This window comes from Baekduia sp. (assembly GCF_035996765.1).
Classification (GTDB): domain Bacteria; phylum Actinomycetota; class Thermoleophilia; order Solirubrobacterales; family Solirubrobacteraceae; genus Baekduia.
This window is the reverse complement of sequence record NZ_DASYJG010000044.1, coordinates 1-11,736: the sequence shown is the minus strand read 5'-3', so window position 1 is coordinate 11,736 and position 11,736 is coordinate 1. Positions and strand designations below refer to the sequence as shown.

The following is an 11,736-nucleotide window of genomic DNA, read 5'->3' as shown; positions in this document are numbered from 1 at the left end:
GTCTCGCCCTTCGGCGTGACCTTGCCGACCAGCAGGTCGCCCGACCCGACCTCGGCGCCGATGCGCACGATGCCGCGGTCGTCGAGGTTGCGCAGCGACTCCTCCGAGCGGTTCGGGATGTCGCGCGTGATCTCCTCGTCGCCCAGCTTCGTCGTGCGGGCGTCGATCTCGTACTCCTCGATGTGGATCGAGGTGAGCTCGTCGTCCTTGACCAAGCGCTTGGAGAGGATGATCGCGTCCTCGAAGTTGTAGCCCTCCCAGGACATGAAGGCGACCATCAGGTTCTTGCCCAGCGCCATGTCGCCGTTGTCCGAAGCCGAGCCGTCAGCCAGCAGCTCGCCCTCGGCCACCGTCTGGCCGGTCACGATCAGCGGCTTCTGGTGGATGAGGGTGCCCTGGTTTGACCGCATGAACTTCTGGAGCGGGTACTCGTCTCGGCCCTCAGCGTGCTCGACGACGATCTGCTCGGCGTCGACATAGGCCACCGTCCCGGCGTTCTTGGCCAGGATCAGGTCGCCCGTGTCCAGGGCGGCACGACGCTCCATGCCCGTGCCCACCAGCGGGGCGTCGGTCTTGAGCAGCGGCACGGCTTGGCGCTGCATGTTGGAGCCCATCAGGGCGCGGTTGGCGTCGTCGTGCTCGAGGAACGGGATCATCGCCGTGGCGACCGACCAGATCTGCTCGGGCGAGACGTCCATCAGGTCGACGTCCTTCGGACCGACCGTGACGTACTGGCCGGCCAGCGTGCGGCAGAGGACCTCGGGGCCCTTGAGCTTGTTGGTCTTGGGATCGACCGGCTGGTTGGCCTGCGCGATCAGCCGCTGCTCCTCCTGGGTGGCGTCCAGGTGCAGGATCTTGTCGGTGACGACGCCGTCCTCGATCACCCGGTAGGGCGTCGTGACGAAGCCGTGCTCAGAGACCTGCGCGTAGCTGGAGAGCGAGCCGATGAGACCGATGTTCGGACCCTCCGGGGTCTCGATCGGGCACATGCGGCCGTAGTGCGTCGGGTGGACGTCGCGGACCTCGATCGGCGCGCGCTCGCGGGTCAGGCCGCCGGCGCCGAGGGCGCTGAGGCGCCGCCGGTGGGTCAGCCCGCTCAGCGAGTTGGTCTGGTCCATGAACTGCGACAGCTGCGACGACCCGAAGAACTCCTTCAGCGCGGCGACGACCGGCCGGATGTTGACGATCGTCTGCGGCGTGATCGTGTCCTCGTCCTCCGTCGTGAGGCGCTCGCGGACGACGCGCTCCATGCGGTAGAGGCCGATGCGGAAGGCCTCCTGGATGAGCTCGCCGACGGTGCGCAGGCGGCGGTTGCCGAAGTGCTCGTACTCGTCGAGGCGATCGGCGATCGGCTCACGCGGGAGCGCGACGGCTTCTGCGGCGTAGTCCTTGATCTCGACCTCGCCGTCCTCGGGGATGCCGAGGAGCTTGGGCAGGCTGATGAGCTCGCGGACCAGCGCGTGGATGTCGTCGTGGGTCAGCGTGCGGGTCTCGAGGTCGATGTCGAGGCCCAGGCGCGCGTTGAGCTTGTAGCGCCCGACGCGGGTGAGGTCGTAGCGCTTGGGATCGAAGAAGAGCTGGTTGAGCAGCGCGTAGGCGGCATCCACCGACGGCGGCTCGCCCGGACGCTGCTTCTTGAAGAGCTCGATCAGCGCGCCCTTCTTGGTCTTCGTCGCCTCGGGATCGGACTCGATCGTGTTGCGGATGTAGAGCGAGCTGTCAAAGAGCTCGGCGAGCTCCTTGTCGAGGCGCTCGATGTCCTCGTGGCTCTCCTCGACGTCGGAGTCGGTCTCCGGGTTGTACGCCATGGCGCGCAACAGGACCGTGACCGGCAGCTTGCGCTTGCGGTCGATGCGGACGAAGACCTTGCCCTTCTTGTCGATCTCCATCTCCAGCCAGGAGCCGCGCGCGGGCATCAGGTTGGCGGTGAAGACCTGCTTCTCGCGGTCCTTGGCCTCCATGATGTAAGCGCCCGGCGAGCGGACCAGCTGCGTCACGACGACGCGCTCGGTGCCGTTGATGATGAACGTGCCGCGCTCGCTCATCCACGGGAAGTCGCCCATGAAGACCGACTGCTCGCGGATCTCGCCCGTCTCATGGTTGATGAAGGCGACGGTCACGGTGAGCGGGCGCGAGTAGGTGAGGTCCTTCTCGCGGCACTCGGCGATCGTGTTCGGCGGATCGTCGAAGACGAACTCGCCGAAGTTCACGGCCAGATGGCCCGTGTAGTCCTCAATCGGCGAGATGTCGTCGATCGTCTCGCGGAGGCCGCCGGCCTCCGTGTCCACGAGCCACTCAAAGGAGCGGCGCTGGATGTCGATCAGGTTGGGAAGGTCGAGGACCTTCTCCAGACGCGCAAAGCTGCGGCGCGTCCGGGGGGCGTCGAGGGCAGGCACTACGGCGACTCCTCAGGGGTGGAGGCGGTGAACAAACGGGAGGGGGCGCTCGCGCGGTGGCGCAGAGGCGCGACCTGCCAATCTAGCACAGGCCAACGCAGACCCCCATCAAGGGGCTGTCAGCGCTCACGGACCCCGCCCTGGCCCCCGCGTATGTGGCGCGGAAGACGACTGTTGGGCGGCTACGACTATTGGCCGACGGCGGCAGTGTAGCGACGGGCGGCGTCCCGCGCCAGGCGGCGGTCGCGCAGCAACGAGGCAACCACGCCGGTGCCGAGGACGAGCGCGATGGCCGGCAGGCTGTACTCCGGGCCGAGCTTGCCGAACGCCTCGCCCGCGGCCATCTTGATCCCGATCAGCACCAACAACGCCGCCAGCGCGGTCTTGAGGTAGTAGAGCCGCTCGACGAGGTCGGCGACCAGGAAGAAGAGCGGCGCCAGGCCCAGCAGCGCGAAGGCGTTGGCGGCGAAGACGACGAACGGGTCGTCGGTGATCGCCAGGATCGACGGGACGCTGTCGATGGCGAAGACGATGTCGGCGATGACCAGCGCGGCCACGGCAGCGGTGGCCACCGAGAGGTTGGGCAGCCGGGCCTTGAGCTTCTCGACGAACGCCGTCTCGCCCGCGCTGTCGTGACGGTGCTGATACATCCGCCAACCCGTCCAGATCAGCAGCACGGCGAAGAGGTAGGAGATCCAGCTGGCGTGGTGCAGGGCGGTCGCGCCGACGGCGATGAACGCGCCACGCAGGACCAGCGCGGCGACGATGCCCCAGGTCAGCAGGCGATGGCGCTGAGCCTCCGGGATGCCGAAGCTCGTGAGGATCAGCAGGAAGACGAAGACGTTGTCCAGCGACAGCGACTTCTCGACGAGGTAGCCGGCGAAGTACAGGCCGGCGTCGCGGCCGCCGAGCAGCGCGAGCATGACGCCGCCGAAGCCCAGCGCGATGGCCAGCCAGCCGATCGAGTGCAGGGTGGCGGTGCGCACGGACATGCCGGCGCCACGGCTCTCGCGCCGGGCGAGCCAGAGGTCGAAGGCCAGCAGGACGGCCAGGGCGCCGATGAGGGCAATCCACTTCATGATGAGACGGAACCTTTCGCGGGTCGATGACTCGCGAAGGTTTGACCGCCTCTGAGGTGAGGCCGCGCGCTCCGGGTTGGCTCATGGGAGCCGACCGTGTTGACGAAGACGCGCCGTCGGGCTATTTCCCTTCGACGCGTTCAGCATAACAACGACAAGGGGCACCCACGATGGGGTGCCCCTCGGCGCTGCGGGTTCGGCCCTCTGGGCCGACACCCGCAAGCCAACCTCGCCCTCTAGGCGAGCGTTGGCCAACCTCGCCCTCCGGGCGAGCGTTCGCCAGCTACTTGAGCTCGACGGACCCGCCGGCCTCCTCGAGCTCCTGCTTGAGCTTGTCGGCCTCGTCGCGCTCGATGCCCTCCTTGATGGGCTTCGGAGCCTCGTCGACGAGGGCCTTGGCCTCCTTCAGGCCCAGGCCGGTCGCGGCACGCACGACCTTGATGACCTGGATCTTCTTGTCGCCGGCGGCGGTGAGGACGACGTCGACCGTCGTGGACTCCTCCTCGGCGGGGCCGGCGTCGCCGCCCCCGGCCGGAGCGGCCGCCGCGACGGCCGTGGCCGACACGCCGAACTCCTCTTCGAGCGCCTTGATGCGCTCAGAGAGCTCGAGCACGGAAATGCCCTTGAGCTCCTCGATCCACTCTGCGGTGCTGCTAGCCATGTCAGTTACTCCTGGGTCTCGGTGGGCTCGTCAGAGTCCGCGGCAGCGGGCTCCTCCGAAGACGCAGCAGGCTCGACGGCCTCCGCATCCTGGGTTTCAGTGGTGGTGTCCTCGGCCTCGGCGGCGACTGGCGCCTCCTCGACCTCGGGGGCGGCGGCCGCGGCAGGCGCGTCCGAGGAATCGGACCCACCCACCCCAATCTCTCCGCTTTCCTTCTTCTCCAGCACGCCGCCGAGCGCGATGGCCAAGCCGGACACGAGGCCGTTGAGGCTCCGTGCCAGGCCGGTGATCGGCGAGGCGACGATCCCGACGAGCTGGCCGTAAAGGACCTGGCGCGAGGGGAGCTTGGAGATGGCGGTGATCTGCGCCGCGTCAAACGCGTCGCCATCCATGAGCCCGCCCTTGAAGGGCAGCAACTCGCCGCCGGTCGACTTCTGGAAGTCGGCGATGACCTTGGCGGCCGCCGCGGCATCGCCGCGGACGAACGTCAGCGCCGTCGGACCCTCGAGGAGGCTCTTGAGCGCCTCCGCGTCGGCCTGATCGGCAGCGCGTTCGGTGAGCGTGTTCTTGACGACGCGGAACGTCGCGTCGGTCTCACGGAGCTTGCCACGGAGCTCAGCGACTTGCGCGACGGTGATGCCGCGATAGTCGACGGCGAAGACCGCCTCTGACTCCTTGATCTGCTCGGCGATCTCTGCGACCGCCGTTGCTTTCTGGTCCCTGTTCACGGGCCTCCTCTGCCGGGCTTAGATGCGGATCCGCGATCCACGTGCCGGCGGTCTCAGGACGGCCTCGGATGTCGAACGTGATTACGCAGCCGAAGCCGCGGTCTCAGCGTTCTCCAGTCCGAGGATGTCGCGGGTGCGGGACGGGTCGACCTTGATGCCCGGGCCCATCGTCGATGCGATGGTGACCGTGCGCAGGTACCGACCCTTGGCGGCCGAGGGCTTCGCGCGGATGAGCTCCTCGATGACGGCCGCGTAGTTCTCGAGCAGCGCCTGCTCGTCAAAAGAGGTCTTGCCGATGTTGAGGTGGACGATCGCGGTCCGGTCGGTGCGGTACTCGACCTTGCCGGACTTGCTCTCCTCCACGGCCTTGGCAACGTCCATGGTGACCGTGCCGACCTTCGGGTTGGGCATCTTGCCCTGCGGGCCGAGGATGCGGCCGAGGCGACCGACGATGGGCATCATGTCCGGCGTCGCGATAGCGACGTCGAAGTCGGTGAAGCCCTCTTCGATCTGCTTGGCGAGGTCCTCGGCGCCGACCACGTCGGCACCGGCGGCCGTCGCCTCGTCAGCCTTCGGGCCGCGCGCGAAGACGGCGATCTTGACGTCCTTGCCCAGGCCGTTGGGCAGCGCGATGGTGCCGCGCAGCTGCTCGTCGGCGTGGCGGACGTTCAGGCCCGTGCGGATGTGCACCTCGACGGACTCGTCGAACTTCGCGCGCTTGAGGTCGCGGACGAGCTTGATCGCCTCGGCGGGCAGGTACTCGTGCTCGCGGTCGACCTTGCCCTTGACCTCGTTGTAGTTCTTGCCGTGCTTGGCCATGATCTAGACGACCTCGACGCCCATGCTGCGGGCGGTGCCCGCGATGATCTTGCTCGCCTGATCGAGATCGTTTGCGTTCAGATCAGCGAGCTTCTTCTCGGCGATCGCCCGGACCTGGTCCTTGGTGATCGTGCCGACCTTGTTGCGGTGCGGCTCGCCGGAGCCCTTCTCGAGGCCGATGGCCTGCTTGATGAGCACCGCGGCGGGCGGCGTCTTGGTCACGAACGTGAACGAACGGTCTTCGAAGACCGTGATCACGACCGGGATGATCGTGCCGGAGTCCTGCTGGGTCTGGGCGTTGAACGCCTTGCAGAACTCCATGATGTTGATGCCGTGCTGACCGAGCGCGGGGCCGACCGGCGGTGCCGGGCTGGCCTGTCCGCCGACAGCCTGCAGCTTGATCTGGGTGAGGACTTTTTTCGCCATGCCGTTGCCCTTAAATCTTCTTGACCTGGTCGAAGCCCACCTCGACGGGCGTCTCTCGACCGAAAATGGATACCAGCACCTTCAACTTCTGCGCGTCCTGGTTGATCTCCGAGATCTCACCCGAGAAGTCCGAGAGCGGTCCGGAGATCACCTTGACCGACTCGCCGATGGAGAACTGCGCCTTCGTGGCGACCTTCTGCGCGACCTCGCGGTGCAGCAGGCGATCGACCTCGGGCTGGGTGAGCGGGACGGGCTCGTTGGAGGCACCGACGAAGCCGGTGACGCCGGGCGTGCCCTTGACGAGCTGCCACGAGTCCTCGTTGAGGTCCATGTTGACCAGCACGTAGCCGGGCATGGTCCGCTTCTCCTGCGAGACCTTCTGCCCGTCCTTCATCTCCGACACGGTCTCGGTCGGGACCACCACAGAGCGAATAGCGCGACGCTGCCCGAGGGAGCTCGCGCGATGCTCAAGGTTGGACTTGACCTTGTTCTCGTGCCCGGAATAGGTGTTGACGACGTACCAGCGATACATGGAGTTGAGTTCGTGCCCGGCTCTAGATGATGAAGTTGACGAGCTTCTGCGCGGCCCAGTCGGCCACGCCGAGGTAGGCACCCGCGACGATCACGAAGCCGACGACGACGCTCGTGGCCTGGAAGACCTGGCGGCGGTCCGGCCACTGCACACGCTGCAGCTCGGCCCAGGAGGCGCGCAGGAACTGCAGGAAACGCGGCCCGCCCTTGGGCGGATGCGCGGTCTGGCGCCCACCGGTGCGGGCAAGCTCACGATCGTCGGCGTCGATGTCGCCGTCGTCGTCGAGGTCGCCGACCGGCTCGCTCATCTGACGCGTCAGCTCGTCGTCGGGATCGTCGCTCGCACCGCCGTTGGCACCGCTGACCAGGCTGGCCTCGAACTCCTCGACCTCACCCGAAGCGTGATCGAGCGAGCCCGGGATGTTCTCCCGGTGCAGCTCGGTCGGCTCGGAGGGGTCTTGCGGGTCGTCCCCGCTCTTGGTTCGGTCAGCCATGGTGCGATGCCTCAGGGACCTAGCGGGTCTCCCGATGGCTCGTCTGACAGCGGCACCACTTGCAGAACTTCCGCAGGGTGATGCGGTCAGGCGTGTTGCGCTTGCTCTTATTCGTCTGGTAATTGCGGCGCTTGCAATCCTCGCAGGCGAGGGTCACGGCAATGCGCACGTCTCCGCGGGCCATAACGGGCTCCCGTCGAGGGTGAACTGAGGAAAGTTGGTTCGACTGCTCTTGACCCGGGGCAAAGAAACGACTCGCCCCGGAGCGAGTCGACCTCGCAGGATAGCGCTCTTGGGCTCCCGAGGGAGCGCGATGGTTCGGGTCTGGAGCTAAGCCCGTGCCGAGGCGGCAGGGTCCAGACGCGTCATCTGCACGGAGGCCTCGAGATCGGCCCGCGCGGTGCCGCGATAGACGCCCTTGATCGGCGGCACGTCGCCGTAGCGACGGCCGTGGCCGATCTTGACGTGGGTCTCCCCCGCCAGACGGCGGTTGGTCGGGTCAGCGCCGACCCAGCTCGGCTCACCGCGGCCGCCGGTGCCGGGCAGCAGCGCCTCCAGCCAGGCGTGCGTCTGGACCTCGACCGACGCGGTGCCGCCGTCCTCGGGCGCGCTGAAGAGGTAGCCCGAGACGTAGCGCGCCGCGATGCCGTTGCGCCGCAGCAGCACGAGCGCGAGGTGCACGAAGTCCTGACAGACGCCGGCGCCGGCGTCGAGCAGGTCCTCGATCGTCGAGCCGACGTAGGTGACGCCTGGGCGATAGGCGAAGCGGTCGGGGATCAGCTCGTTGAGCCAGCGCAGCGTGGCCAGGGGCGTGCGCGCGCGGGCGATGTCGAGCAGGTCGGCCAGCACGGTGTCGTCGGGCTCGTCGTCGGCCGCGAGCAGGAACTCGCCGGCCGCCTCGGCGTAGGTCTCGCCGTCGAGGTGCTCCCACGGCGCCTCGGGTGCCTCGGGCGGCTCGGAGGTCACGACGCGGGCGCGTACGTCGATGGTCATGTGGTCGTGGGGCCGTGCGACCCCGAACTCCATGACCTCGGTCCCGAAGTAGTCGACGTGGCGATGGATCCGCGCCTCGGGATCCAGGCGCACGTGGAACTCGTCGCAGCGCTGCGACGACGTTGTCGCGGGTCGCACGCGCAGCGCGTTGAGGTTGTCGGTGACCGGCGACTCGTACTTATAGGAGGTGCAGTAGTGGATGTCGTAGTTCACGCGACCACGGTCCCGGTTGCCGCGCCGGCGCCGGCGAAGTAGCGCTCGGCGATGTCGGCGTCGATGAGCGCCAGCTCGCTCTGGACCAGCGAGCTGGCCTCGGCCAGGTTGCCATCCTCGGCGGCGGCGCGCCCGCGGAACTCCAGGTCGGCGGCCAGCCGGCTGAGGCGCAGCACCGGCTCGGAGCTGCGCGGGGCCTCGTCGGCATCGGCCAGCGCGCCGTGGACCGCGTCGACCGAGGCGGCGACGGAGTCCGGATAGGCGCGCTCGTAGAGCAAGAAGCGCGCGACCGGACCGGCGTTGGGCGGCGCGGGCACCGCGCGGCGGAAGGCCTGGAAGCCGCCGACGGCCTGCAGCAGCGCCAGCGCCTGGCCGTCGCGCACGCCGTCGGTGCCCTCGGCGTGCTCGCCCGGTGCGGGCATCGCGACGCGCAGCATCCGCAGAACCATGTCGGCCGACTCGATCCGGCCGCCGGCGACGAGGAAGGCGCGCGCTTCGTCGCGCAGCATCGTCCGGCTGTTGAGGCCCCAGAAGAGCGCGCTGCGCTCCTTGACGTACTGGAAGACGCTGTAGGGCCCCATCTGCATGCGGCCCTCGAGGTCACCGGCGCTCAGGGCCAAGTGCGTGGTGTTGACCGCCTCCCACATCTCGGCGGAGATGACGTCGCGCACGGTGCGCGCCCCCTCGCGCGCACGGGCGACGCACGAGATGACCGAGGCGGGCTCCTCGCGCGTGAGCGTCATGCGGTTGAGCACCTCGTCGCGGCGGACGGGCCGCCCGTCGGCCTTGGCGCCCATGATCGCGAGGATCGAGCCCCAGCCGAGCCGCACGCCGGAGGGATCGTCAGGACGACCCTGCAGGCTGGCCTGAAAGACGCCGTCGAGCATCCGGGCGGTGTGCTCGGCACGAGCGACGTTGCGGCCGAGCCAGAAGAGCTCCTGGGCGATGCGCGAGAGCATTTAGCGACGACCCACTCCGCGGCGATCCTGACGGCCGACGCCGGCCTGACGTTGTTGTTGCTGTTGCTGCTGCCCGGTCCACTCGCTGCCGTAGCGCAAGCCCGGCATCGTCGTGGGGACGATGTCGTGCAGCGCGGTGTCGCCCTCGCGGACGCTGCCCGCGCCGGTGTCCTCCTCGAGCACCCAGGTGTCCTTGGAGCCGCCGCCGCGTGAGGAGTTGACGATCATCGAGCCTTCGGTGAGCGCGACGCGCGTCAGCCCGCCGGGGACGATCCTGATCGTCTCGCCGAAGACGGCGAACGGCCGCAGGTCGACGTGGCGCGGGCTGAGGGCGCCGTCGGAGCCCGCGGTCGGGACCGTCGAGAGGTTGACCAGCTCCTGCGCGATCCACAGGCCGGGGTCGCGGCGGATGACGTCGGCCAGGCCGGCGAGGTCGTCGGGCGGCGTGGCGGGACCGATGAAGACGCCCTTGCCGCCCGACTCGCCGGTCGGCTTGACCACCAGCTCATCGAGGCGCCCGAGCACGTAGTCGAGCTGCTCGGGGTCGGAGAGCAGGTAGGTCTGGACGTTGGCGAGGATCGGCTCCTCGTTGAGGTAGAAGCGGATCATCTCCGGCACGTAGTGGTAGATCGCCTTGTCATCGGCCACGCCGGTGCCGAACGCGTTGGCGACGGCGACGGTGCCGGCGCGGTAGGCGCGCACGAGCCCGGGGACGCCGAGGACCGAGTCGACGCGGAACTCGAGCGGGTCGACGAAGTCGTCGTCCAGGCGGCGGTACACCGCGTGGACCCGGCGCAGGCCCGCCGTCGTCCGCATGTAGAGGACGTCGTCGCGCACGACGAGGTCCGACGCCTCGACCAGCTCGACGCCCATCTGGCGCGCGAGGAAGGCGTGCTCGAAGTAGGCGGAGTTGAACGGGCCCGGCGTCCACACCACGACGGTCGCCTCGGCGTCGGCGCTCGGCGCCACCGCGCGCAGCGCGGCCAGCAGCAGCTGCGGGTAGTGGTCGACCGGGCGCACGCGGTACTGGGCGAAGAGCTCGGGGACCAGCCGCGTCATGGCGACGCGGTTCTCGAGCACGTAGGAGATGCCCGACGGCGTGCGCACGTTGTCCTCGAGCACCTTCCAGGTGCCGTCGGCGTCGCGCACCAGGTCGCAGCCGGCCACGTGCGTGTAGACCCCGCCGGGAGGGCGGATGCCGTGCACGACGCGGGCGAAGTGGCTGCGCGAGACGACCAGCCGCCACGGCACGATGCCCTCGCGGATGATCTCGCGCGCGTGGTAGACGTCGTCGACGAAGGCGTTGAGCGCGCGGATGCGCTGCGCGAGGCCGCGCTTGATCGGGATCCACTCCTCGGCCGGGATGATGCGCGGGACGAGGTCGAGCGGGAAGGGGCGGTCCTTGGGTCCGTCCTCGCCGGTCAGCTCGAAGGTGATGCCCTGCTGCATGAAGATCGCGTCGCGCCGGCGCCCGGCGGCGGCCAGGTGGGCGGGTCCCATCTGCTCGAGCGCCGCGACCAGCTGCGACGCATGGGCGGCCGCGGAGCCCTCCGGACCGGCGAAGACCTCGTCGAGGAAGCCCTCGCGGGCGTGGTACTCGAGCGGCGCCGTGGTGGGCTCGGAGGCCATCGGACGGTGATCCTTGCACCGTTCGCAAACCGAAGGCACCGACCGTTCGGGCCAAAGCTGGGCGCCATTCGGTCCTGCGTACGTTTCGACCCACCACGATCTTGGGGACCGTAGGCGCGGGTCCCCGTTGCGTCCTGCCCTCGCCATCGTCCTCGCCGCGCTGCTGCTCACCGCGATCTCCGCGGCGCCGGCCTCCGCGAGCGGGCTCTCCCACGGCGACCGGCAGGCGCTCCAGCGCTACGCCGCCGACACCTGGAAGTCGTTCGGCCTGCTGGTCGACGCCCGCAGCGGGCTGCCCGACGACAACGTGACGGCCGAGGGCACGCGCTCGGGCTACACCTCGCCGACCAACATCGGCGCCTACCTCTGGAGCACGCTGGGCGCGCGTGAGGTCGGGCTCATCGGCCGCCGCGAGGCGACCGCGCGGATGGCGCGCACGCTGGCCACCCTCGCGCGCCTGGAGCGCGGGCCGGCCGGGCAGTTCTTCAACTGGTACGACCCGGCCACCGGCGCGCGCCTGACCACGTGGCCGGCCGACGGCTCGCCACTCGTCCCCTTCCTGTCGGCGGTCGACAACGGCTGGCTGGCCGCCGGCCTGACGATGGTCGAGAACGGCGTGCCCGAGCTGCGCGCCAAGGCGCACGCGCTCGTCGCCGCGATGGACTTCGGCTTCTACTACGACCCGGCCGTGGGCCAGTTGCGCGGCGGGGCGTGGACCGCGCAGCCGCCGGGCGACAGCGACCACGTGGGCGACGTGTGGTTCACCAAGAACCACTACGACGTCCTCAATTCCGAGCCGCGGATGGCC

General features: G+C 69.1%; 13 protein-coding genes. 1 reads left to right on the top strand and 12 read right to left on the bottom strand.

Annotation, left to right across the window (positions count from 1 at the left end; all coding sequences use genetic code 11):
- From rpoB to VGO10_RS11095, 12 genes are all read right to left on the bottom strand, one after another.
- A partial coding sequence (gene rpoB / locus VGO10_RS11150; RefSeq protein WP_327468228.1) for a DNA-directed RNA polymerase subunit beta occupies nt 1-2,396 on the bottom strand: 2,396 nt, incomplete at its 3' end.
- A 188-nt stretch (nt 2,397-2,584) separates the two neighbouring features.
- Nucleotides 2,585-3,475: a TerC family protein gene (locus VGO10_RS11145; protein WP_327468226.1), complete on the bottom strand. Its 891-nt coding sequence runs from the start codon at nt 3,473-3,475 to the stop codon at nt 2,585-2,587.
- Nucleotides 3,476-3,758: 283 nt separating this feature from the next.
- Nucleotides 3,759-4,136: a 50S ribosomal protein L7/L12 gene (gene rplL, locus VGO10_RS11140; RefSeq protein WP_327468223.1), complete on the bottom strand. Its 378-nt coding sequence runs from the start codon at nt 4,134-4,136 to the stop codon at nt 3,759-3,761.
- A gap of 5 nt (nt 4,137-4,141) precedes the next feature.
- Nucleotides 4,142-4,864 (bottom strand): 50S ribosomal protein L10, encoded by a 723-nt coding sequence (rplJ, locus tag VGO10_RS11135; protein WP_327468221.1) that lies wholly within the window; start codon nt 4,862-4,864, stop codon nt 4,142-4,144.
- Between the two features lie 81 nt (nt 4,865-4,945).
- Complete coding sequence (gene rplA, locus VGO10_RS11130) at nt 4,946-5,683, bottom strand: 50S ribosomal protein L1 (RefSeq protein ID WP_327468219.1); 738 nt, start codon at nt 5,681-5,683, stop codon at nt 4,946-4,948.
- Between the two features lie 3 nt (nt 5,684-5,686).
- Nucleotides 5,687-6,109: a 50S ribosomal protein L11 gene (gene rplK, locus VGO10_RS11125; RefSeq protein ID WP_327468217.1), complete on the bottom strand. Its 423-nt coding sequence runs from the start codon at nt 6,107-6,109 to the stop codon at nt 5,687-5,689.
- Between the two features lie 10 nt (nt 6,110-6,119).
- Nucleotides 6,120-6,641, bottom strand: a complete 522-nt coding sequence (gene nusG / locus VGO10_RS11120) for a transcription termination/antitermination protein NusG (RefSeq protein ID WP_028075794.1) — start codon at nt 6,639-6,641, stop codon at nt 6,120-6,122.
- Nucleotides 6,642-6,663: 22 nt separating this feature from the next.
- Entirely contained in the window at nt 6,664-7,134 is a 471-nt protein-coding gene (gene secE / locus VGO10_RS11115; protein ID WP_327468211.1) for a preprotein translocase subunit SecE, read from the bottom strand.
- Between the two features lie 19 nt (nt 7,135-7,153).
- Complete coding sequence (gene rpmG, locus VGO10_RS11110) at nt 7,154-7,318, bottom strand: 50S ribosomal protein L33 (RefSeq protein ID WP_327468209.1); 165 nt, start codon at nt 7,316-7,318, stop codon at nt 7,154-7,156.
- A gap of 146 nt (nt 7,319-7,464) precedes the next feature.
- Entirely contained in the window at nt 7,465-8,340 is an 876-nt protein-coding gene (locus VGO10_RS11105; protein ID WP_327468207.1) for a transglutaminase family protein, read from the bottom strand.
- Nucleotides 8,337-9,299 (bottom strand): alpha-E domain-containing protein, encoded by a 963-nt coding sequence (locus tag VGO10_RS11100; protein ID WP_327468205.1) that lies wholly within the window; start codon nt 9,297-9,299, stop codon nt 8,337-8,339. The genes VGO10_RS11105 and VGO10_RS11100 overlap by 4 nt, the downstream gene beginning before the upstream one ends.
- Nucleotides 9,300-10,928, bottom strand: coding sequence for a circularly permuted type 2 ATP-grasp protein (locus tag VGO10_RS11095; RefSeq protein ID WP_327468203.1), 1,629 nt, complete (start codon nt 10,926-10,928; stop codon nt 9,300-9,302).
- 127 nt (nt 10,929-11,055) lie between these two features.
- Here VGO10_RS11095 and VGO10_RS11090 point away from each other — a divergent pair.
- The coding region (locus VGO10_RS11090; RefSeq protein ID WP_327468201.1) for a DUF3131 domain-containing protein at nt 11,056-11,736 on the top strand (681 nt) is incomplete at its 3' end.